Origin of the sequence: Ruminococcus sp. BSD2780120874_150323_B10 (assembly GCF_015553695.1) — a bacterium.
In the GTDB taxonomy this organism is placed as follows: domain Bacteria; phylum Bacillota; class Clostridia; order Oscillospirales; family Acutalibacteraceae; genus Ruminococcoides; species Ruminococcoides intestinale_A.
In genome coordinates, this window is record NZ_JADNHD010000024.1 from 1 (window position 1) to 21,058 (window position 21,058).

Annotated in this window: 25 protein-coding genes; 7 read left to right on the forward strand and 18 right to left on the reverse strand. The window is 40.2% G+C overall.

All coding sequences use genetic code 11. The features are described 5' to 3' along the window. Positions 1-105: 105 nt before the first annotated feature. From I2E21_RS11350 to I2E21_RS11375, 6 genes are all read right to left on the reverse strand, one after another. A complete protein-coding gene (locus tag I2E21_RS11350) occupies positions 106-708 on the reverse strand; it encodes a TIGR04100 family radical SAM protein (RefSeq protein ID WP_195411405.1) in 603 nt (200 codons plus the stop codon). A 26-nt stretch (positions 709-734) separates the two neighbouring features. Then, on the reverse strand, positions 735-1,307 hold the full coding sequence (gene pdxT, locus I2E21_RS11355) for a pyridoxal 5'-phosphate synthase glutaminase subunit PdxT (RefSeq protein ID WP_195411406.1): 573 nt from the start codon (positions 1,305-1,307) through the stop codon (positions 735-737). A 2-nt stretch (positions 1,308-1,309) separates the two neighbouring features. Next, positions 1,310-2,182 (reverse strand): pyridoxal 5'-phosphate synthase lyase subunit PdxS, encoded by an 873-nt coding sequence (pdxS, locus tag I2E21_RS11360; protein WP_117705433.1) that lies wholly within the window; start codon positions 2,180-2,182, stop codon positions 1,310-1,312. Positions 2,183-2,219: 37 nt separating this feature from the next. After that, a complete protein-coding gene (locus I2E21_RS11365; protein WP_022234021.1) occupies positions 2,220-2,774 on the reverse strand; it encodes an ECF transporter S component in 555 nt (184 codons plus the stop codon). 9 nt (positions 2,775-2,783) lie between these two features. Beyond that, positions 2,784-3,635 (reverse strand): pyridoxamine kinase, encoded by an 852-nt coding sequence (locus tag I2E21_RS11370; protein WP_195411407.1) that lies wholly within the window; start codon positions 3,633-3,635, stop codon positions 2,784-2,786. A gap of 586 nt (positions 3,636-4,221) precedes the next feature. Then, the gene (locus I2E21_RS11375; RefSeq protein WP_186935237.1) at positions 4,222-4,827 is read right to left on the reverse strand and encodes a TetR/AcrR family transcriptional regulator; all 606 of its coding nucleotides are present in this window, start codon (positions 4,825-4,827) and stop codon (positions 4,222-4,224) included. Between the two features lie 193 nt (positions 4,828-5,020). Here I2E21_RS11375 and I2E21_RS11380 point away from each other — a divergent pair, with 193 nt between their 5' ends. Beyond that, complete coding sequence (locus I2E21_RS11380) at positions 5,021-5,800, forward strand: hypothetical protein (protein WP_195411408.1); 780 nt, start codon at positions 5,021-5,023, stop codon at positions 5,798-5,800. Positions 5,801-6,544: 744 nt separating this feature from the next. Here I2E21_RS11380 and I2E21_RS11385 read toward each other — a convergent pair. The 4 genes from I2E21_RS11385 to I2E21_RS11400 all read right to left on the reverse strand — a co-directional run bounded on the left by I2E21_RS11385 (position 6,545) and on the right by I2E21_RS11400 (position 9,080). Beyond that, positions 6,545-6,715, reverse strand: coding sequence for a 4Fe-4S binding protein (locus I2E21_RS11385; protein ID WP_022234789.1), 171 nt, complete (start codon positions 6,713-6,715; stop codon positions 6,545-6,547). A 117-nt stretch (positions 6,716-6,832) separates the two neighbouring features. Continuing rightward, positions 6,833-7,699 (reverse strand): stage 0 sporulation family protein, encoded by an 867-nt coding sequence (locus I2E21_RS11390; RefSeq protein ID WP_022234788.1) that lies wholly within the window; start codon positions 7,697-7,699, stop codon positions 6,833-6,835. Continuing rightward, positions 7,687-8,550: a hypothetical protein gene (locus tag I2E21_RS11395; RefSeq protein ID WP_186936381.1), complete on the reverse strand. Its 864-nt coding sequence runs from the start codon at positions 8,548-8,550 to the stop codon at positions 7,687-7,689. The genes I2E21_RS11390 and I2E21_RS11395 overlap by 13 nt, the downstream gene beginning before the upstream one ends. 59 nt (positions 8,551-8,609) lie before the next feature. Then, positions 8,610-9,080, reverse strand: a complete 471-nt coding sequence (locus tag I2E21_RS11400; RefSeq protein WP_022234786.1) for a metallophosphoesterase — start codon at positions 9,078-9,080, stop codon at positions 8,610-8,612. 74 nt (positions 9,081-9,154) lie between these two features. On the opposite strand from I2E21_RS11400, the gene I2E21_RS11405 reads away from it, so the two are divergent. The 3 genes from I2E21_RS11405 to I2E21_RS11415 all read left to right on the forward strand — a co-directional run bounded on the left by I2E21_RS11405 (position 9,155) and on the right by I2E21_RS11415 (position 10,412). Beyond that, positions 9,155-9,394: a hypothetical protein gene (locus I2E21_RS11405; protein ID WP_022234785.1), complete on the forward strand. Its 240-nt coding sequence runs from the start codon at positions 9,155-9,157 to the stop codon at positions 9,392-9,394. Between the two features lie 8 nt (positions 9,395-9,402). After that, positions 9,403-9,762 carry a hypothetical protein gene (locus tag I2E21_RS11410; protein ID WP_195411409.1) on the forward strand — a complete coding sequence of 120 codons (360 nt, stop codon included), beginning with the start codon at positions 9,403-9,405 and terminating at the stop codon, positions 9,760-9,762. Between the two features lie 359 nt (positions 9,763-10,121). Beyond that, the gene (locus I2E21_RS11415) at positions 10,122-10,412 is read left to right on the forward strand and encodes a hypothetical protein (protein WP_022234783.1); all 291 of its coding nucleotides are present in this window, start codon (positions 10,122-10,124) and stop codon (positions 10,410-10,412) included. On the opposite strand, the gene I2E21_RS11420 is transcribed toward I2E21_RS11415, so the two are convergent. Together I2E21_RS11420 and proB are read right to left on the reverse strand one after the other, a co-directional pair. After that, on the reverse strand, positions 10,413-11,657 hold the full coding sequence (locus I2E21_RS11420) for a glutamate-5-semialdehyde dehydrogenase (protein WP_022234782.1): 1,245 nt from the start codon (positions 11,655-11,657) through the stop codon (positions 10,413-10,415). A 1-nt stretch (position 11,658) separates the two neighbouring features. Next, a complete protein-coding gene (gene proB / locus I2E21_RS11425; RefSeq protein ID WP_195411410.1) occupies positions 11,659-12,450 on the reverse strand; it encodes a glutamate 5-kinase in 792 nt (263 codons plus the stop codon). A 277-nt stretch (positions 12,451-12,727) separates the two neighbouring features. On the opposite strand from proB, the gene I2E21_RS11430 reads away from it, so the two are divergent. Then, entirely contained in the window at positions 12,728-13,666 is a 939-nt protein-coding gene (locus I2E21_RS11430) for an ROK family glucokinase (RefSeq protein WP_022234780.1), read from the forward strand. Positions 13,667-13,874: 208 nt separating this feature from the next. Here I2E21_RS11430 and I2E21_RS11435 read toward each other — a convergent pair whose 3' ends face one another. After that, complete coding sequence (locus I2E21_RS11435) at positions 13,875-14,570, reverse strand: 5'-methylthioadenosine/adenosylhomocysteine nucleosidase (protein WP_195411411.1); 696 nt, start codon at positions 14,568-14,570, stop codon at positions 13,875-13,877. A gap of 2 nt (positions 14,571-14,572) precedes the next feature. Then, entirely contained in the window at positions 14,573-15,307 is a 735-nt protein-coding gene (locus tag I2E21_RS11440) for an HAD family hydrolase (protein ID WP_195411412.1), read from the reverse strand. Positions 15,308-15,401: 94 nt separating this feature from the next. Here I2E21_RS11440 and nth point away from each other — a divergent pair, with 94 nt between their 5' ends. Beyond that, positions 15,402-16,028: an endonuclease III gene (gene nth / locus I2E21_RS11445; RefSeq protein ID WP_022234777.1), complete on the forward strand. Its 627-nt coding sequence runs from the start codon at positions 15,402-15,404 to the stop codon at positions 16,026-16,028. A gap of 7 nt (positions 16,029-16,035) precedes the next feature. Further along, positions 16,036-16,866, forward strand: coding sequence for a Cof-type HAD-IIB family hydrolase (locus I2E21_RS11450; RefSeq protein WP_195411413.1), 831 nt, complete (start codon positions 16,036-16,038; stop codon positions 16,864-16,866). 235 nt (positions 16,867-17,101) lie between these two features. Here the strand turns inward: I2E21_RS11450 and I2E21_RS11455 are convergent, their stop codons facing one another. The 4 genes from I2E21_RS11455 to I2E21_RS11470 form a co-directional block, all read right to left on the reverse strand. After that, on the reverse strand, positions 17,102-17,467 hold the full coding sequence (locus I2E21_RS11455; RefSeq protein WP_195411414.1) for an MmcQ/YjbR family DNA-binding protein: 366 nt from the start codon (positions 17,465-17,467) through the stop codon (positions 17,102-17,104). Between the two features lie 509 nt (positions 17,468-17,976). Then, a complete protein-coding gene (gene serS, locus I2E21_RS11460) occupies positions 17,977-19,266 on the reverse strand; it encodes a serine--tRNA ligase (RefSeq protein ID WP_195411415.1) in 1,290 nt (429 codons plus the stop codon). A 52-nt stretch (positions 19,267-19,318) separates the two neighbouring features. After that, positions 19,319-20,167 (reverse strand): ParB/RepB/Spo0J family partition protein, encoded by an 849-nt coding sequence (locus I2E21_RS11465; RefSeq protein ID WP_186936374.1) that lies wholly within the window; start codon positions 20,165-20,167, stop codon positions 19,319-19,321. Next, positions 20,160-20,933, reverse strand: coding sequence for an AAA family ATPase (locus tag I2E21_RS11470; protein WP_117706661.1), 774 nt, complete (start codon positions 20,931-20,933; stop codon positions 20,160-20,162). Before I2E21_RS11470 ends, I2E21_RS11465 begins: the two co-directional genes overlap by 8 nt. Positions 20,934-21,058: the final 125 nt, after the last annotated feature.

The window sequence follows — 21,058 nt, forward strand, 5'->3', positions numbered from 1 at the left end:
ATGCCTTAGTTGCATAACAAAAGCGTAGCAGCTAAAAGCCACTACGCTTTCAAATCTAACTTTTGGGGGTCACCACAAAAAGGTCAATGAGCGGTTTATATTTTTTTAAGCGGAATATTTTCTTATTCTAAGGTGAATTCCCATATCGTCAGCAATCTTCTGACAAGCCTTTATATCTTCCTGTGGAATAGTATCGACTATTGAGAATTGAGTGTGACCAAAGTATTTTTTTGCGTCTGCCGCAAATTTCAGCATTGATTCATATGCATTTTCAAATACAGGTCTGCACACCTCGTCATATTTTTCTGACGAACAGGTGTTAAGACTGATTGATACAGAGTCAATGTATTTTGACAAAATCTCTGCAACAGGCTTTTTGTTTATAACATCACCAAGACCGTTTGTATTAAGTCTTAGCTTAATATCCGGGTGCTTTTCTCTGACATACTGCGCAGTAGCAATAAGATTATCGAGAGCATTGGTAGGCTCGCCGTAACCGCAGAACACAAGTTCTTTAAAGCCTGTAAAATCAAAATCATCTACAGCTTTTTTGATTTCTTCAATGCTCGGATCGTGCTTATGCCACAGTGTATCTGCATTACCGATTGCATCGGTATTATTGCGAATACAAAAAGTGCATCTGCACGGGCATTTGTTAGTCAGATTAGCATAAATTGATGTTTTATAAACATAAAGTATGTCAGCCATTTATTTTCTTCTCCCTTATAAATACATTATATTTCTCCGTTAATCATTTTTATAAAATAATTATGTACGGTTAAATCATTATTTAATTCAGGGTGAAAAGCAGTTACCAACTGTTTCCCCTGCCTTGCCGCTACTGTTTTTCCGTCAACTTGAGCAAGAACTTCTACACCGTCGCCAACTCGGCTTATATATGGAGCTCGTATAAAAGTCATAGGAATTTTTCCTTCGTTCGCAAAGCTGTCTTCGGCATAAAAACTTCCGAGCTGTCTGCCATAGGCATTTCTTACGGCCTCAATATTCATAGAGCAAAAATACTTTCTTGTATCATTCTCTATGCTGTCGGCCAAAAGCAATAAGCCTGCGCAAGTGCCAAAAGTCGGCAGTCCGTCATTGAGCAACTTTTTAATCGGCTCAAAAAGCCCGAGTTCAAAAAGTAATTTTCCGATAACGGTGCTTTCGCCGCCCGGAATTATAAGACCGTCAAACGGCTTTTTCAAATCATCTAAACAACGGATTTCAAAAGAGGACACACCGAGTTTTGCAAGCATTTGTTCGTGCTCGATAAAAGCTCCCTGCAAAGCAAGTACACCTATCTGCATAATTATTTGCCTCTTTCAGCCATAAGGATTTCAATTTCCTGCTCGTTAATTCCTACCATAGCTTCGCCTAAATCTTCTGAAAGTTCAGCAAGCATTTTAGCGTCATTAAAGTTTGTAACAGCTTTAACAATAGCAGACGCTCTTTTTTCGGGATTACCCGACTTAAAGATACCCGAGCCGACAAATACACCCTCTGCGCCGAGCTGCATCATAAGCGCAGCATCAGCAGGAGTAGCAACACCGCCGGCAGCAAAATTAACAACAGGCAATTTCTTATTCTCGTGAACATACAAAACCAAATCATACGGAACCTGTAACTGCTTTGCAACTTCAAAGAGTTCATCTTTTGCCATAGATGCGATTCTGCGAATTTCAGACTGCATCATTCTCATATGACGAACAGCCTGCACAACATCGCCTGTACCAGGCTCGCCCTTTGTACGAATCATAGATGCGCCCTCGTTGATTCTTCTTAATGCCTCGCCTAAATCTTTGGCGCCGCATACAAAAGGTACATCAAAAGCGGTTTTATCAATGTGATACTTATCATCTGCAGGAGATAAAACTTCGCTTTCGTCAATGTAGTCAATCTCAATTGCCTGTAAAATCTGTGCTTCTGCAAAATGACCGATACGGCACTTTGCCATTACAGGAATAGAAACTGCGTTCTGAATACCTTTAATCATCTTAGGGTCGCTCATACGAGAAACTCCGCCTGCCGCACGAATATCAGCAGGAATTCTCTCTAATGCCATAACTGCGCACGCACCCGCAGCCTCGGCAATCTTAGCCTGTTCGGGAGTTGTTACATCCATAATAACTCCGCCCTTGAGCATCTGCGCAAGGTTTTTATTTAATTCAAATCTGTTTTCCATTTATTATACTCCAAATTTCAAAAATAAGCAAATATGCTTATTTTAAAGCAAGTTTTTTCTTAAAATCAATTCTGTCAAGGGCAAAACCAAGAACTATAAAGATTAATGCGCCCATACCCGGCTGTAACCACCAAGTAGCAAGCTCTGCAACTGCGCCTTCAAAGCCATACATAAGACCGTTCGCAATGAAGTAACCGCCGACTGTAACCATAGTAGTCGGAATAAGCATTAAAAGTGATGACCAGTTAATAATCTTGTTGTCCTTGCCGTGTTTTTTCATAGCCATTCTGCAAAGAACAAACGGAACAGCATTAAAAGCCTTGATGATAGCAGTAGGAATTGCCCACTGCGGATAACCGGAAATCAAGTCTGCAAGCGCACCGCCGATTGATGAGGCAATGATACCGTAAGGACCGGGCAAAATGCTTGCGGCAAGATAAATCATTGAGTCGCCTGCGTGTGAATATCCGAACATTGACGGAATTTTAATAAACGCAGTTGTAACTGTTACCAAAGCCGCACACATTGCTGTAATTGCAATGAGCTTTACATTAATTTTTGACTTAGATTTTGAAATTGTATTTGATTCCATAGTTATCCCTCACAAAAGTATTTTTAAGTGTTTTTCAAACTCAATGCCCTCATTGCGGTCAATACCCAACGCTACGGTATCACGCAAAGAAGTTTCTATGAATTTTACTGCCAGACTAACGGTATCTCTCAAAGTGTCGCCTCTTAAAAGTCCGGAAAACATTACCGAGGCAAACAAATCTCCCGTACCCGAATAGCTGCCGCCTATTTTTTTACAGCTTACACTAAACACCTCATCTTTGGATGCAATAAGATTTTGCACATACATTGTACCGTCAATATCTTTGTGATCAATGCCCGTAATTATTACGATTTTTACGCCATAACGATTAAGCAAATTCTTGCCAAGCTCTGCGATTTTGTCCATAAAATCGGGCTTGTCGGCATTTTTTATAAATTCGCAGTAATCAACATCGCAAAGAATACAGCACTCTGTAAGATTCGGTGTAATAACATCGGCAACCGTCACCAATTTTTTCATTTTACAGGCAAGAGCGTCTGTAAAAAGGCTGTAGGTTCTGCCGCCGTCACCCATAACAGGGTCCACAAGTACAAGCGTGTTCTCTGTTTCAAAGCTGTTTATGAAATCAAGAATTTTATCAACCTGTTTTTCGCTTGATAAAAAGCCTGTGTAAATGCCGTCGGGCTGAAAACCGAGTTTTTTCCATTCCGATGTGTAGTAATCGAGCTTGTCGGTGCAGTCGTTGCAGTAAAAACTCTTAAAGCCGGTCTGGCTTGTAAGCACCGCAGTCGGCATAGGGCAAGCCTGAATACCCATTACGGAAAGCACGGGTATAGCCGCAGTAAGCGAGCATTTTCCAAGACCTGAAAGGTCATTTATTAAAACAGCTTTTTTTGTCATTAAATCACGCCTCAAATTTCTGAACAGTTCAACATTTATCTTGTGATGTTCCCATTATACAACAATAGTGTCACTATTAAAATAGACAATTTTCGTAAATTTTATAAGGACAGTTTATAAAACATAAAAAATCCGTCTGCTTTTTTACAGACGGATGTATTTATTTAAATATTGCATAACTTTGGGTAAATAATTTAAAAATTTAGGTCAAGCCTTTTTAAAGGCTTGCGGGTTTGGGCAGCACCCATAATATCCTGCGATATAACAATTTATCCGGCGCAAACAGCCTCGCTGTTTGCGTGCTAAAACTAAGTTTGGAAAAACAGGCTGTAATCAGAAATGCACAAAACACAGTCAACGCATTGCGTTGACTGTAAATGAAGTGTATTTTCTTTTATTGCTCTCGCAAAGGCTTTCGCCTATTTGTTCAAGCCGCCAAACAGCAAGCTGTTCGGCTATTGTTAGATTGCGTAAGCGGAAAGTATTTGTGGGCTTAGCCCACACCCACGACCTTTGAAAAGGTCGACCAAACTTTTATAATTGCTTGATAAAGCAATTTGCTAAATCATAATTTTAAATTTATAAATTAAGTATTAATGCTGTTAAGTTTTTTCCTGTCCTCTGCCTCAAAAACTTCAAGACACATATTATAAATAGCATTTACCTCTACATCAAGGTAAACCTCATCTTTAAAAAGTGCAAATTGAAGTGTTGATGTTATGTAAAGATAGTACAGCGCTTGTATGCTTTCAAAAGAAACATCAAGGTTTTTGGCTATATGATGAATGAATGTATCGTATCTCTTCGGAATACCCGAAAAGAAATCATAGCCCTGTTTTTTATATTTCGGAGAAGTATATACCTGATATACAAATCGCATATGCTCGCCGTAGTTTTTCTGCATCCAGCGTGGAAATTTTTCAAGATAATTTTTTAAATCCGCTCTTGAACGAGGTGCTTTCTTCATAAATTCTCGTTCAAATTTTATCATTGCATACTGTACAGATTCGGTAATTATCATATCTTTACTTTCAAAATAGTGATATAATGCTTGGTTAGTTTTAAATCCGCAATATTTGCACAAAAGCTGTAAACCTGTATTTTCAAGTCCGTTATCCATAAAAGCCTGAAAGCACTTGTCAAGGCACTCGCATTTACGCTTTTTATAAACAGCCGGATCAAATTTTTTCATTCCAACACCCCATTACATCTGTTGCTACAATTATAATTGTGTTGGGTATTTTTGTCAATAGCAAGACAAAACATCAAAAACAAAATACATATTTCATCGTAAGACTTGACAATTCGTTTATCTAATGCTAATATATTTTTTAAAGAAAATTAACTTATTTTTATAGATATACAATAGAATCGGAGGGCTATATATGAAAAAGAGTACAAAAAAGGTAGTAATAATAATTTGTTGCGTTCTTGCTGTTGCATTAATTGCAGGAGGCACAGTTGTTGGTGTAAATGTTTATAACAAAAATGTGAAGGAACAACAGATAGAGCAGATACTTTCTGACATTAAAGGAAAATATGATACCTTTGTAAATGAAAGCGACAGAGATAAACGAATTATAATCATCAAAAATCTTGAAAATGATTTGACTGACTATCTAAAAAATAATGAGCCTGTTGAGAAAATTAAAGAGGAGTATCAATCTGACCTTGAGCAGATGAAATCATACTTTGTGACCTACTATGAAAAGGTTATTAGCGACAACACTTTAAACGAGGTTGAGAAAATCACAGACAAAACAAAACTCAAAGCTTGCAAGGACAAACTTACTACACTGCTTGATAAACTCAACAGCGAAAAAGATGCCGTTCTTTCAAGCGAAAAGTTTGAAGAATTAAAAACAAAAATTCAAGATTTGATTGATAAATATTCTGCAAGAATCGACGCTATTGAACAGGCAGAAAAAGAAGCAAAGGATAAGCTTGAACAGGAAGCTCAGACAATAATTGACGAAGGCAAAGAAGAGATTGAAGAAGTTATTGAACCTGAAAACAACAGTTATACTGAGGAGAGCAACACAGCCGCAGAATCAACTGATACTGATTCAAACTATGACAGCTCAGATGATGATTCCGATACCCCAAATGATCTTGTTCCTATTACTCCTTTTGAAATTCCTGACGATTACATTTATACATATTAATTTTTTTGAATAATTTTAAAACGCAAGGCTTTTGTCCTTGCGTTTTTGTTTTTGTTCTAAATGATGAGTAAATTTAGTCTTTAGCTGTCACTAAAAATAAAAAAATTAGGTCAAGCCTTTTTAAAAGTACTTTTTTATGGTGGGTAAATTGTGGTTTAGCGGAGTGTCGGTCGGGCATTGAAATTTAGCTAACGCTAAATTATCCTCCCAAAAACAAAAAAGTTTACTCAATTTTTTCAAAAATTGCGGGTTTGGGCAGCGCCCATAAAAATCTTCCGATTTAACAATTTATTGGGCGCAAACAGCCGCGCTGTTTGCGTGCTTGCACCGGGTTTGAAAAAACAGGCGGTAGCCTTTTAGAAAAGAATTTGCTTATTTATTGTTTAATGAATGGCTTTTTTGTTGCTATCGCATTTATGGGCTTTCGCCGTTGTATTTAAGCCGCCAAACAGCGAGCTGTTCGGCTATCGTTAGATTGCATAAACGGAAAGTATTTGTGGGCTTTGCCCACACCCACGACCTTTGAAAAGGTCGACCAAACTTTTATAATTGCTTGATAAAGCAATCAGCTAAACCACAATTTACCCCAACTTTTGATAAAGAACCACCATAATTTATTATTGTTACCCCAACATTTAGTACAAAACCTTTTTTCAATAAATTTCTCCAAACTTTTTATAAAAGCCCAAACAAAAAACAGCAAGGAAAAATCCTTGCTGTCTTTAAATTCCATTAAGTATTAACTTATGCCTGAGCAGGTGCTCCTACCGGGCAAGTTGCCTCGCATGCTCCGCACTCTACACAAACATCAGCGTCGATAACATACTTGTCATCGCCCTCAGAAATTGCGCTTACAGGACACTCCTCAGCACAAGCTCCGCACTTGATGCACTCATCACTAATCTGGTATGCCATTCAAAAACACCTCCTGTGAAATATTACACCTATATTGTAACATATATTTTTAAAAATGCAATATTTTTAGAACATTTTTCAAAAATAAATATTTTCCAAAAGGTATTTTTGGTTAGTTTACTCTAACCCCTTTAATTTTTCCATTTCTTCTTTATCGACTTTAATGTAGCCGTCTTTAACAATTTTGCACTGCTTTACATTAAAAGTCTTTGCCGGTGCTTCGGGCGGAGTGTTGTTCAGTTTAACCTTAAGCGTGCGGGCAATAAGGTTGTTTTCCACTACAAGACCTTTTCCGTCAGGTGTATTTACTATTGCGCCAACCTTAGGAGTTTTCTTTAACAGGTCTGTGTATGCGTCCTGCTCGTACTTAAGGCAGCACATAAGTCTGCCGCAAGTACCCGAAATCTTTACGGGTGAAAGCGAAAGCCCCTGCTCCTTTGCCATTTTTATTGAAACAGGCTGAAACTCGCCCATAAAACTTGCACAGCAAAACGGTTTTCCGCATACACCGAGTCCGCCGAGCATTTTTGCCTCGTCACGCACACCTATCTGTCTTAACTCGATTCTTGTTCTGAATACAGACGCCAAATCCTTTACAAGCGCTCTGAAATCCACTCTGCCGTCTGCTGTAAAGTAAAACAAAATTTTACTATTGTCAAAAGTACATTCAACGCTTACGAGCTTCATTTCAAGTTTGTGGTTTGCAATTTTCTGCTCGCAAATTCTGTATGCCTCCTTCTCCTTAAGTTTGTTTTCCTCAAGGTGACGAAGGTCATTTTCGGTTGCAATTCTGATAAGCGGCTTGAGCGGATACGCAAGCTCTTCATCAGAAACGGTTTTATTCGGTGTGGCAACCTTACCGCACTCAAGACCTCTTGCGGTTTCTACAATTACCATATCGCCGGCGCTTAACTTATTATCAAGCGGGTCAAAGTAATAGACCTTGCCGACTTCTTTAAATCTGACTCCGATTACCTCTGCCATATTATCCTCCTGTACTCCCCGCTCAAAAAAGCGGAAAGCAAATCCATATTTACATTCTGCGGTATTTTCTGCCTTGCAAGCTCGGTTGCCTCTACAAGCTGCAAAGCCATACCCGTAGTTATTCTTTTATTCAGCTTTTGCGCAAGCTGACCGTCTATTCTCGCACTTATCCCCCGTGCAACCGCTATGCAATCTCTGAAAATCACCGTAAGCACGGCAAGGGTTTCGTCTGCAAGTTTTCTGTCGGAAAAGCCTGTCAATGCCGACAGCAACTGCCACTCGCTCGGCGCAATCGTTCCCTCTGCCACCGCTCTTGCAAGCTCGGTTGCTTGCTCGCTGTAGCTTTCTTCACCTTTAACGGTAAGCACGGTACAGCGTGACAAAATAGTGTTGAGCAATCCTCTTGAATTTTTGCAAAGCAACAAAAACAGGCAATTCTGCGGCGGTTCTTCAAGCAACTTCAAAAATGAATTTTGTACCACAGGCGAAAGCCTTGTATCTGCACTTTCAAACACAAAAATCTTTATATCCGCCTCATTCGGGCGAATACTTGCGTTTTCAATAATATCTCGCATTTGCTCAATGGAATAAATCTGCGATTTCTTTTCAGGTTGGGCATAGTAAATGTCGGGGTGCACCTTTTCCCTTGCTTTTATGCACTGCTCGCATTTTCCGCAAGGCTTATTTTCGGCTCTGCACACCGCCCTCATTGTAAGAAAGGTTGCAAGCCCCTTGCATTTTTCAGCGTCTGCGCCCTCAATTACTATTGCGTGAGGTTGTCTGTTCTGTGAATACAGGCTGTCAAGCCTTTGCTTTAAAGCCTCGTCAAACTCAAAATCCGTGTAATTCAACCTTTCGCCTCCCGACCTTATTTTAGTATAACACAAAAGTGTTCATAATGCTACAAAAATCATTTTACAGCTACGGTATTGGTAATAATTTCACCCTTGTCGGTAATATCAATTATTCCGTAGCTTGCCATATATCCGCCGCAGCTGCCCGGGTTAAGAACATAAAGTCCGTCCTCGTACATAGAAAGCGCAGAGTGAGTATGACCGAAGCAGAGAATATCAGCTTTTGCCTCTCGTGCGGCGCACATAATTGTGTAAAGTCCCACCTTTGCGTTATACAAATGACCGTGGGTTATAAAAATTGTCTTTCCGTTTATTCTCAAGGTTTCGGTCGCAGGCAGCATACTGCCCCAATCGCAATTGCCACGCACACCGACAACCATTTTATCCTTAAAATTCTGTTTTAAATATTCAACCTGTTCTTCGCCGTCGCCGCAGTGAATAATAACCTCTGCAGTCGGCTGCTCGGTAACGGCTTTCATCATTCTGTTAAAATCTCCGTGTGTATCGGACAAAACTAAAATTCTCATACTTACCTCCGCAAAACTAAAGCTAAGTGTTATAAAAATATATAAATACGCATATTATTATCCGAGGTGTTTATATGGCTGATAATAAGAATATGCAGGATATGCTTAAACAAATGTCGCAACAGCTCAACCTGTCGGAAAACGAGCTGAAATCCGCTGCAAAAAAGGGCAATGCAAACAGCATTTTTAAAAATGCCGACAGTAAAACTCAAAAAACAGTGGAGGAAATTTTAAACGACCCGCAAAAAACAAAAGAGCTTTTGGAAAGCCCGCAGGCAAAAGCAATAATTGAAATGCTGAGAAAGGGGAAGTAAAACCCGCCATGGCAGATATTCAGGATAAAATAAACGAAATACTCAGCAATCCCGAGGCTTTGCGACAGGTGCAAAGCCTCGGCGAGCAGCTCGGTCTTTCAGGAAACGCACCCGAAAAACCACAGCCTCCCGAAAAGAAAAACGAGCTTTCCCTGCCCACGGATTTTATGAACGACGACATTGCAAAAAGTCTTATTAAAATTCTGCCCGCCGTTAAATCAATCGGCTGTGAGGACGATACAACAAGGCTTTTAAATGCTCTGCGCCCGTTTTTATCTTGTGAAAAACAGGAAAAACTTGATAAAGCCGAAAAAATGCTTAAGCTGTTCAAAATTCTCCCTCTGCTCAAAGATATAAATATATTTTGAAAAAACTCAAAACTTTTTATTATTTAACTTAATCTTTTCAATAGTATCTCTTACCCGAACACTAGGTTCTGCTCTAAATGTTGCGGTAACATTTAAAAATTACGATTTAGCAAATTGCTGTATAAAGCAATTATAAAAGTTTGGTCGACCTTTTCAAAGGTCGTGGGTGTGGGCAAAGCCCACAGATACTTTCCGCTTACGCAATCTATGGTTTCTTTTTATAAAAAAGCTTGACCTAAATCTTTAATTATTTAGCCTAAGCAGTGCGCTAAACCGTAATTACCCCAAACTTTTAATAAAGAACCGCATTTAACAAATCCCCAAAGTAATATTAACACCCAACCTTTGGAGGTGATAATTTGGCATCGTTTGAAGAAGAGGCTCTGCGCCGTGCGCAACAAATGCACTCTCGCCCACCGCATCAGACGGAGCGTGAGAAAAAGCCTAAACCGCCTGAAAAAAAGCCCGAAGATACTCCGCAAAAAACAGATAATAAACAAGAAAACAAAGCGCAGGGTCAGCAGAAAAGTCTTGTGGATTTTCTGCTCGCCGACAAAGAGCAAAGTCTGATTCTGCTCCTGCTGCTTTTGCTTTCAGGCGAAAAAGCCGACCCGTCGCTTTTGCTTGCATTGATGTATTTGCTTATGTAATTATCTGATCTGACCGTTGCCTCTTATAATAAATTTACAGCTTGTCAGCTCATTAAGGCCCATAGGACCTCTTGCGTGGAGTTTCTGTGTGGAAATTCCGATTTCCGCACCCAAGCCGAACTCTCCGCCGTCCGTAAAACGGGTTGATGCATTTACATACACTGCTGCCGAATCAACGCAGGCGGTAAATTTATTTGCGTTGTTGTAGTCATTTGTAATTATGCTTTCGCTGTGACCCGTGCTGTACTTTGCAATATGGTCTATAGCGTCATCAAGACTGTCCACAACCTTAACGGCAAGAATATAGTCGAGAAATTCCTTTGCATAATCCTCCTCGGTTGCAGGTATAACGCTGTCGCCGAGGATTTTTCTTGTGGTTTCACAGCCTCTTATCTCCACATTCTTTGTATCGAGAAGTTTCTTTATTTCAGGTAAAGCCTTTTGAGCAATATTCTTGTGGACAAGGATTGTTTCAATTGCATTGCATACAGACGGACGGGAAGTTTTCGCATTAAAAATAATGTTTGCCGCCATCTGCACATCTGCACTTTCGTCAACATAAATATGGCAGTTGCCTACACCTGTTTCGATTACAGGTACTTTTGCGTTTTCGACAACGGAACGAATAAGTCCTGCGCCGCCACGGGGAATAAGCACATCAAGATAATCGGATAACTGCATAAGCTCTGTTGCGCTCTGTCTTGATGTATCCTTAACAAGTGCGATACAATCCTTTGGAAAACCAACGCTTTCAACAGCGTTTCTCATAATCTCCGAAACGGCAAGGTTTGAATTGATAGCCTCTTTACCGCCACGCAGAATTACCGCACTGCCTGCCTTAAGGCAAAGTGCCGCCGCATCCGAAGTAACATTCGGACGAGCCTCAAATATGATGCCGATAACGCCCATCGGTACTCTTACTTTCTCAATATTAAGTCCGTTTTTGAGAGTTCTGCCCTCAAGAACATTACCGATTGGGTCGGCAAGAGCGGCTACCTGTTCAACGCCCTCCGCCATACCGTTTATACGCTCGGGAGTAAGTCTTAATCTGTCGAGTAAAGACTCTGTAAGACCGGCGTTTTTCCCGTTTTCTATGTCAATTTCGTTCGCCTTTATAATTTCATCGCTGTGCTCACGCAGAGCCTTTGCAATAGCCAAAAGCGCATCGTCTTTTTTACTGCCCGCCGTACGCAAAAACACCGAGGCATTCTTTGCGTTTGCACCCATAATTTCAAGCTGTGTCATATCAATTCTCCTTTCTGGCAAGGAACTTTGTTCCCACATTCATTCCGTCAAATACATAGTAAAGTACATTCGGATTTGCACCGTTTACAATGTGGCACTCTACCCCACGCTGAGTTGCATAATCCGCTGCGTGCAGTTTTGTAATCATTCCGCCCGTACCTCTGTTTGAGCCTGTGCCTGCCGCCATTTCAAAAATTTCGGGAGAAATTCTGCCCACAACATCAATTTTGTTAGCGTTTGTATTGGTGCGTGGATTATCGTCGTACAGACCGTCTATGTCTGTAAGAATAACAAGTTTATCCGCACCGACAAGACCCGCAACAATGGCGGAAAGCATATCGTTATCGCCAAAGTTGTTGCCCTCAAGTTCATCAATGGCGACCGTATCGTTTTCGTTGATTACAGGGATAATATTCATATCAAGCAGTTCATCAAGAGTATTGATTACATTCTGCTTTTTCTGCTCGGTTTCTACGGCATAGCGTGTTAAAAGTATCTGCGCAACCGAGTGGTTGTATTCACCGAAAAGTTTGTCATACATAAACATAAGCTCGCACTGACCGATAGCCGCAAGAGCCTGTTTTTTCTTGGTTTCTGTGGGACGAACTGAAAGCCCTGCCTTGCCCATTCCGACGCCGATAGCACCGGAGGACACAAGAATTATCTGCTCACCGCTGTTTTGCAAATCAGCAATAACTTTGCAGAGAGATTCGATACGGCGATAGTTGATTTTTCCGTTTTCGTATGTAAGGGTTGATGTACCCACCTTAATTACGGTAAGCTTTTTTTCCATATTATACCTCACCCGTTTTCAATATTCTTTCAATATTCATTATACTGTATTAATTTTGAAATATCTGCCGCACCGCATACGGCAACAGACACCTGTATTTAAATTATATCACAACTGCCCCTTAAATTACAACAAAATTTACACAAATGTATATGCGGTTTTCCGCAAAAATTTCATCAAAACTGTTAATTTATATTGACAAAAAGCCGTTAAAATACTAAAATTATAGTATATGTTACTAATTTAATATTTCACGACTTGAAAGGAGCATAACATAATGAAAAAATATGCATTTGGTGTTGATATAGGCGGCACAACAATTAAAATCGGTTTGTTTGAAACTTCGGGCAACCTTATCGAAAAGTGGGAAATTCCTACAAGAACACAGGAAAACGGCACATATATTCTTAACGATATTGCAGAGGCTATTGCGGCAAAACTTGCCGAAAAGAACATCAGCGAAAAAGAGATTGAAGGTATCGGCGTTGGCGTTCCCGGCCCTGTAGGCGATGACGGCACAGTATATAAGTGCGTAAACCTTGGCTGGAGCGTATTTAATGTAGCAATCGAGCTTGAAAGAAAGACAGGCTTTAAGGTTAAAGTCGGCAACGACGCAAATGTAGCGGCACTCGGCGAGATGTGGCAAGGCGGCGGCAAGGGCTACAAAAACCTTGTAATGGTAACACTCGGCACAGGCGTTGGCGGCGGTGTAATCATTAACGAAAAGATTATTCCCGGCAGTGACGGTGCGGCAGGCGAAATCGGTCATCTTCGTGTAAAGGAAAGAGAAACCGAAACCTGCGGCTGCGGCAATCACGGCTGTCTTGAGCAGTATGCGTCTGCAACAGGTATTGCGAGAGTAACAAAGAAATATCTTGAAGAGCACGATGACGAAACCGTACTCAGAAACACACCGGAACTTACCGCAAAGGCAATCTTTGACGCAGCAAAACTCGGTGACGAGGTTGCTATTAAGATGGTTGACGAAACCGCAAAGATTCTTGCAAAGGGACTTTCACTTGTTGCCTGCGTAGTAAACCCACAGGTGTTTGTAATTGGCGGCGGTATGTCAAAGGCAGGCGACTTCCTTATTGAGCAGGTACAGAAGTATTATCAGGAATATGCGTTCCACGCTTGCAAAAATACATTCTTTAAACTTGCAGACCTCGGCAATGACGCAGGTATTTACGGTTGCGTAAGAATGATCATTAAATAGTTTAATATTGTTTTAATTATCTGTCCGACTTAGGTTTTAACTTAAGTCGGATTTTTTTGTGTGAATTAATAAGATGTTTTTTATTGAAAGTCGGTGTAAATTATTGTTTCAAATTTTTTAACATTTTATTAACTCGATGTTAATAACTTTCCTCTTCCCTTTTACGCAAAAATCCGAACACCGTTTTAACAAGTGTTCGGATTTTTCATTAAATATTATTTACAAAATCATTTATAACGGCAACCGTTTTCTTACTTGCCATTTCGCAGAACTTTACAAAGTCCATTCCCTTGTTTTCGTTCAGGTCATCGGAAATCGCTCTTAATATTCCGCACGGTACTTCCGTTCTTGAGCATATATGGGCAATCGCCGCACCTTCCATTTCACACGCAAGGGCGTTAAAGGTTTCCCCTATCTTTATTCTTTTCCTACGCTCCGAAATAAATATATCTCCGCTTGCAATCGTTCCTTTTTCAACTCTTGTATTCTCAAGTTTATTTGCAGAAGCAAAAAGTTTGTCGGCAATCTTTTCGTCGCAATTAAAATACATTACCTTGCTCTCGGGGAAAGAAACCTCACCCTGCAAATCGCCGAGCGCTGTTGTATTCATATCGTGTTCGACCACATTTACAGCCACTACAATGTCGCCGACACTGACTTTTTCGGAAACCGAACCTGCTACGCCGCTGTTTATAATGCAATCGGGCTTATAATTCTGAATCATTGCAAAACTGCACATAGCGGCATTTACCTTGCCCACACCGCAAACCACAACAACAAGCTCTTTGCCGTTAAGCGTTCCGCTTGTAAATGTCATTTTGGCAATTTCCCTTTGCTTTTTGTTTTCCATAAGCGCAATTATGCCGTCTGCCTCAATCTGCATTGCGCAAATTATTCCTATCATAATTATTCTCCCTTAAGCAAAAGCTCTTTCATTTTATGAACATCTCCGTCCATTATCTTATAATTGCTAAGCAGCTCGCCCTCAATTTCAGGTGAAATGCTCTGATGAATATACAACGAATCAATGCCGAAATCATGAGCACCCTTTATATCCGAAATATAATCGTTGCCAATCATAACAGACTCGCTTTTCTCAAGTCCGTATCTGTCAAACAAAATTTCAAAATAATGACTGTCAGGCTTTGAACACTCCTCATCGGAGCTGATGCAAATACCGTCAAAGTATTTTGTAAGTCCGAGCATATCCATTTCATTTGCGGTAAAACTTCTCTGTGCATTTGAAAGCAAATAAATCTTCTTGCCGTTTGCCTTTAATGCGTCAAGAACTTCTGTTACGCCGTCATAAAGTTTAATATACTTTGTGGAAAAACATCTGAATACTGCGCAGGTCTGCTCAACAACAGCCTTAGTCACCTTAACGCCCTTTTGGTTGTAAAGTTTTTTAAATACCTTATCAATCTTAATGTCGATAACGCTGTAGTCCTTGTGTCGTCTGTGTACAGCCTTTTTCTCTGCCTCAACAAGTTTACCGTACTCCTCGTTTAACTCTTCGGCAGTATAGATTGCACCCTTGTATCCGTAGTAAACTGCCATTTTCTCCCAAAGTTCAATACTCCACTCATCTGTGTTTATGTCAATTAATGTTCCGTATAAATCAAAAACACAGTTTTTATACATTAAAAAATCACCCTTTCTATCTATATTTTAACAGTTTTTACTGCTGATTGCAATAGTAATTATTTTGTGTTACACTATTATCTGAGGTGATATTATGGATAAAAAACAAATTGCCCTTATGGCTGTCGATGCGCTCAAAGCAGAGTACCCCGATGCAATTTGCAGCCTTGTATATACAGACCCCTTGCAACTTCTTATAGCCACCCGTCTGGCTGCGCAATGCACAGATGCAAGGGTAAATATAGTTACTCCCGCACTTTTTGAGAGATTTAAAACCGCACAGGACTTTGCAGATTCTACTCCCGAAGAAGTTGCCGAGTACATTAAATCGTGCGGACTTTATAAAACAAAGTCAAAAGACATTGTAGCAATGGCAAAAATGCTTTGCGAGGATTTTGACGGCATTGTTCCCGACAATATTGACGATTTAATAAAATTACCGGGTATCGGCAGAAAAACCGCTAACCTTGTATGCGGCGATATTTTCGGCAAGCCTGCGGTTGTAGTTGACACGCATTGTATACGAATTACCAAGCGGCTTGGTTTGCACAATTTAAAAGACCAGAAAAAAATAGAGTTCGCTCTGCGTGATCTGCTTCCCCCGAAAGAAAGCAATGACTTTTGCCACAGACTTGTACTCCACGGCAGAGCTGTCTGCACGGCACGAAACGCTAAATGTGAAAGCTGTTGTATGGACGGCTTTTGCCCTAAGAATATATGAGGTGACTATGAACAAAATTAAATTACTTGCACTTGACCTTGACGGCACAACCCTCACAAGCAAAAACACTCTTGCACCTGCCGTTAAATCTGCGCTTGAAAAAGCAATTGAGAACGGCATAATCATTGCGATTGCAACAGGCAGACCCCTCGGCACAATGCCGCAAAGCATCTTGGATATTGAGGGTATTGACTATTTGATTACATCAAACGGCGCCGCAATTTATGATCGGCACGGAAAAAAGATTTATTCCGCTACACTTAAAGAAAACGATGTACTTAAGATTCTTGATGTTATGAAAGACGAGGATATTATTTCGGAGGCTTTTGTTGACGGATTGACTTACACCGACAAGCGTTACAGCGACAATCCGCTTGCATACGGCTGTACCGAGGCATACATAGATTATGTAAAGGCATCGCACGGTCATATTGAAGATATGAGAAAGTTTATATTTGAACACAAGAATGAGCTTGACAGCATTGAATATATTTCTACCGACCCGCAGACAAGGAAAAGAATTTGGACTATGCTTGAAAATGCCGTTGAAGATATTTTTATAACTACTTCGTCCGAGCATTTCATTGAGCTTATGGATAAATCGGCAACCAAAGCCTCTGCCCTATCTCACCTTGCCGAAATGCTCAACATTGATATGCAAAACACCTGTGCTTGCGGCAATGCCGATAATGATGCGGATATGATTGCCGAATCGGGATTTGGAGCGGCTGTCGATGATGCGTCACGCAAGTGCATTGAATGTGCCGATTATGTTGTTCCCGACTCCGATAACGACGGAGTAGCAGTGCTGATTGATTACATTTTGAGTAACTGTTAAACAATGTTTCACGTGAAACATTTGATAAACAGGTTTTCAGTATTGTGATTTCCTAAAAATTATGTTCTAAAGGAAAGTCTGCTTACCAATTATAAAAGTTTGTCAACCTATAAAAAGGCTTGACCTAAATTTTTAATTATCTTACTTAACACCCAAGTGATACCCAACTTATCACACTTTATAAGCTAATCAAAGACAAAACTGCAACTCACTACGGGTTGCAGTTTTTCTGTTATTATTTAATTTTAGGAGCGGTAAGTTCAAAGCTAATGTCGAGGAAAAACTTTATATTCTCTTCACTTGCCGAACCGTCAAGTGCCGCCGTTATCCAATTTTCCTTATTCATATGATACGCAGGATAAAAGCCTTTATTACCAAGTGCAGAGCCAACCATTACTTTATCGCATTTAAAGTTCACTATATCAATCAACTCTTCTCCATTCAGCCCTAAACTTGATCTTTTAACCCTCATAACAATTGCAAACCATTTTCTGTTACCAATATGACGAAAAACAGTTGACACGGGATCTTTTTGCCACGGGTTATCGCCTTTCACACCGTATGCAGTTTGAACATAGTTTATAAATTCGTTTCTGTTCATAACACCTCAATAAAAAATTTTCAATAGATGGAGTAAATTATAATTAACGGGACGGTTCACCAAGTAATTATAAAAGTTTGGTCGACCTTTTCAAAGGTCGTGGGTGTGGGCACAGCCCACAAATACTTTCAATTTACGCAATCTAACGATAGCCAAACAGCTTGCTGTTTGGCGGCTTGAACACAACAGCGTTAGCCTTTAAAAGCGATAGCAATAAGAAAACAAATTAGTTATTCCATTAATAAAAAATAGGTCTTTTTAATGGCTGTCGCCTGTTTTTTCAAACTTAGTTTTAGCACGCAAACAGCGAGGCTGTTTGCGCCGAATAAATTGTTATATCGGAAGATATTATGGGCTCTGCCCAAACCCGCAAGCCTTTAAAAAGGCTTGACCTAAATTTTTAATTATTCACTCTTAACCGTGCGTTAAACCATAATTTATTTAATGCTACCAATTATTTAGAATTAAACCACAAAAGGGAAGTCAAACGACCTCCCTTTTGAAATTAATTATTTTGTAGGAACTTCAATTTTTTCTTTGCCGCCCATATATGGTCTAAGTGCAACAGGAATATTAATTGAGCCGTCCTCATTAAGGTTGTTCTCAAGGAATGCAATCAACATTCTCGGAGGTGCAACAACAGTATTATTAAGTGTGTGAGCAAAGTATTTGCCGTTTTCGCCTGTAACTCTGATCTTAAGACGGCGAGCCTGTGCGTCACCAAGGTTTGAACAAGAACCCACTTCAAAATACTTCTTCTGACGAGGTGACCATGCCTCAACATCAAGTGAACGAACCTTTAAGTCTGCAAGGTCGCCGGAACAACACTCAAGTGTACGAACAGGAATATCCATTGAACGGAAAAGGTCAACTGTGTTCTTCCAGAGTTTATCAAACCACATTTTGCTCTCATCAGGCTTACATACAACAATCATTTCCTGCTTTTCAAACTGGTGGATTCTGTAAACACCACGCTCCTCTATACCGTGAGCGCCCTTTTCCTTACGGAAACATGGCGAATAACTTGTGAGTGTATAAGGGAGGTCTTCCTCTTTATTAATTGTGTCAATGAACTTACCGATCATCGAGTGTTCGCTTGTGCCGATAAGATAAAGGTCTTCACCCTCAATCTTGTACATCATAGCGTCCATTTCAGCAAAGCTCATAACGCCTGTAACTACATTACTTCTAATCATAAAAGGAGGTACGCAGTATGTGAAACCTCTGTCAATCATAAAATCTCTTGCGTAAGCGATAACGGCACTGTGAAGTCTTGCGATGTCGCCCATAAGATAATAGAAACCGTTACCTGCTACCTTTCTTGCAGAGTCAAGGTCAATGCCGTTGAGTTTTTCCATAATGTCTGTGTGGTACGGAATCTCGAAATCAGGTACAACAGGCTCGCCAAAACGCTCAATTTCTACATTCTGGCTGTCATCTTTACCAATCGGAACAGATGGGTCAATCATCTGTGGAATAACCATCATAATCTCGGTTACTTTTGCCGAAAGGTCTTCTTCTTTCTTTTCAAGCTCGGCAAGCTGTTCAGCCTGACGGGTAACCTCTTCTTTAAGAGCCATACCCTCTTCTTTTTTACCTTGAGCCATAAGAGCGCCGATCTGCTTTGAAATTTTGTTTCTGTTAGCACGCAACTCGTCAGCCTGCGCCTTTACTGCTCTGCTTTCAGCGTCAAGCTCGATTACCTTGTCAACAAGTTCAAGTTTGCTGTCCTGAAATTTATTTCTTATGTTCTGCTTTACAGCCTCAGGATTTTCTCTTAAAAATTTAATATCAATCATTTTGCATTTCCTCTCATTATATTTTAATATGCCATACGGCAAATAGAAATATCTATTTTAATTTATTTGAAAGCTCGGTCAGCTCTTCATCTGAATAGAACTCAATTTGAAGTACGCCGCCTTGCTTACCTTTGTTTTTATTTACCTTGATTTTTCTGCCAAGACTTTCGTTCAGTGCAAGCTCAACCATACTGTAAAAAGACGGTTTTCTCTCCGGTTGAGTATCTTCCTCAACTTCCGGCTTTTTCTTTGCAAGTTTTTCCGCCTGTCGAACCGATAAATCTTTTTTATAGATAAGTTCCGCAAGTTCAAGCATATCTTCTTCGTTGTCAAGCATAAGCAATGCTCTTGCGTGGCCTGCGGAAATTTTGTCTTGCTTTACATACTCAAGCACGCTGTCCGGAAGTTTTAAAATTCTTAGCGAATTTGCAATTGCAGGTCTTGATTTACCGACTGATGTTGCAACTTCTTCCTGCGAAAAGCCATGCTCGTCAATAAGCGCTTTGTAACCGAGTGCCTCTTCAATCGGCGACAAGTCCTCACGCTGTAGATTTTCGATGAGCGCAAGCTCCATAGTTTCTGTATCCGAAAGCTCTCGAATTGTAACAGGCACTTCGGTAAGTCCTGCCATTCTGCAAGCACGGTATCTTCTCTCGCCTGCTACTATCTGATAGCCGCCGATTGGCAGTGGTCGAACAAGCAAAGGCTGCAGAAGTCCGTGTTGTGAAATACTCTGTGCAAGGTCGGATAATGAATTTTCGTCAAAATCTTTACGAGGCTGGGAGCGGTTTGGTTCGATTTCAGATATTTTCAGCATAACGGAGCTGTTGCTGTCTTCGGTTTCGTTCTCGGCAAAAATAGTATCAAGACCCTTGCCAAGACCGCCAAATTTTTTACTCATAGCTTCTCTCCTTTGCTATTATTTCCTTTGCAAGTTCCGTGTATGTAATACTTCCCTTGCAATTCTTGTCATAGTAAATTACGGGCATACCAAAGCTTGGAGCCTCCGACAGTCTTACACCTCTCGGAATTACGGTTTTAAACACCTTACGAGGGAAGAATTTTTTAACTTCCTCGACAACCTGCTGTGTAAGATTCAGTCTGCCGTCATACATTGTAAGCAAAACACCTTCAATGTCAATAGTGTTGTTGTATTGTCTTTTAATTCGTCTTACTGTACTCATAAGCTGTGTCAGACCTTCAAGTGCATAATATTCGCACTGAATCGGCACTAAAAAAGTATCTGATGCCGTAAGAGCATTAGTTGTAATAAGTCCGAGTGACGGTGGGCAGTCAATGATTATGTAATCATAGTATTGCTTAATTGGCAAAAGAGCGTTTTTTAAAATAGACTCTCTGCCCTTTTTATCGGAAATTTCAAGTTCAGCGGCGGCAAGGTCAAGACTTGACGGCAGAATATGCAAATTTTCATACGGAGTTGTAACAATACAACTCTCTGCCTTAGCACCGTCAACCAAAATTTCATAGGTTGAGGCAGTAACCTTACGCTTATCAATAGCAACACCGCTTGTTGCGTTACCCTGTGGGTCGGCGTCAACGAGCAAAGTTTTTTTGCCCAAGGCGCCCAAACAAGCAGCAAGATTAACCGCTGTGGTGGTTTTGCCAACACCACCTTTCTGGTTTGAAATTGAAATAATTTTAGCCAAAATATCACCTTTACCGTAAAATAATGCGTGTTTTCTAAATCTAATATAGCTTAAATGACAAAGTGAAGTTAGGGTAAATATACCCTTTTCACAACAAAAAGCCAAATAAGCGGTTTTATGTGGCT

Coding starts and splice junctions, on each gene's coding strand:
- I2E21_RS11350 (WP_195411405.1), bottom strand. CDS start 708: ATGGCTGACATACTTTATGTTTATAAAACATCAATTTATGCTAATCTG.
- pdxT (WP_195411406.1), bottom strand. CDS start 1,307: ATGCAGATAGGTGTACTTGCTTTGCAGGGAGCTTTTATCGAGCACGAA.
- pdxS (WP_117705433.1), bottom strand. CDS start 2,182: ATGGAAAACAGATTTGAATTAAATAAAAACCTTGCGCAGATGCTCAAG.
- I2E21_RS11365 (WP_022234021.1), bottom strand. CDS start 2,774: ATGGAATCAAATACAATTTCAAAATCTAAGTCAAAAATTAATGTAAAG.
- I2E21_RS11370 (WP_195411407.1), bottom strand. CDS start 3,635: ATGACAAAAAAAGCTGTTTTAATAAATGACCTTTCAGGTCTTGGAAAA.
- I2E21_RS11375 (WP_186935237.1), bottom strand. CDS start 4,827: ATGAAAAAATTTGATCCGGCTGTTTATAAAAAGCGTAAATGCGAGTGC.
- I2E21_RS11380 (WP_195411408.1), top strand. CDS start 5,021: ATGAAAAAGAGTACAAAAAAGGTAGTAATAATAATTTGTTGCGTTCTT.
- I2E21_RS11385 (WP_022234789.1), bottom strand. CDS start 6,715: ATGGCATACCAGATTAGTGATGAGTGCATCAAGTGCGGAGCTTGTGCT.
- I2E21_RS11390 (WP_022234788.1), bottom strand. CDS start 7,699: ATGGCAGAGGTAATCGGAGTCAGATTTAAAGAAGTCGGCAAGGTCTAT.
- I2E21_RS11400 (WP_022234786.1), bottom strand. CDS start 9,080: ATGAGAATTTTAGTTTTGTCCGATACACACGGAGATTTTAACAGAATG.
- I2E21_RS11405 (WP_022234785.1), top strand. CDS start 9,155: ATGGCTGATAATAAGAATATGCAGGATATGCTTAAACAAATGTCGCAA.
- I2E21_RS11410 (WP_195411409.1), top strand. CDS start 9,403: ATGGCAGATATTCAGGATAAAATAAACGAAATACTCAGCAATCCCGAG.
- I2E21_RS11420 (WP_022234782.1), bottom strand. CDS start 11,657: ATGACACAGCTTGAAATTATGGGTGCAAACGCAAAGAATGCCTCGGTG.
- proB (WP_195411410.1), bottom strand. CDS start 12,450: ATGGAAAAAAAGCTTACCGTAATTAAGGTGGGTACATCAACCCTTACA.
- I2E21_RS11430 (WP_022234780.1), top strand. CDS start 12,728: ATGAAAAAATATGCATTTGGTGTTGATATAGGCGGCACAACAATTAAA.
- I2E21_RS11435 (WP_195411411.1), bottom strand. CDS start 14,570: ATGATAGGAATAATTTGCGCAATGCAGATTGAGGCAGACGGCATAATT.
- I2E21_RS11440 (WP_195411412.1), bottom strand. CDS start 15,307: ATGTATAAAAACTGTGTTTTTGATTTATACGGAACATTAATTGACATA.
- nth (WP_022234777.1), top strand. CDS start 15,402: ATGGATAAAAAACAAATTGCCCTTATGGCTGTCGATGCGCTCAAAGCA.
- I2E21_RS11450 (WP_195411413.1), top strand. CDS start 16,036: ATGAACAAAATTAAATTACTTGCACTTGACCTTGACGGCACAACCCTC.
- I2E21_RS11455 (WP_195411414.1), bottom strand. CDS start 17,467: ATGAACAGAAACGAATTTATAAACTATGTTCAAACTGCATACGGTGTG.
- serS (WP_195411415.1), bottom strand. CDS start 19,266: ATGATTGATATTAAATTTTTAAGAGAAAATCCTGAGGCTGTAAAGCAG.
- I2E21_RS11465 (WP_186936374.1), bottom strand. CDS start 20,167: ATGAGTAAAAAATTTGGCGGTCTTGGCAAGGGTCTTGATACTATTTTT.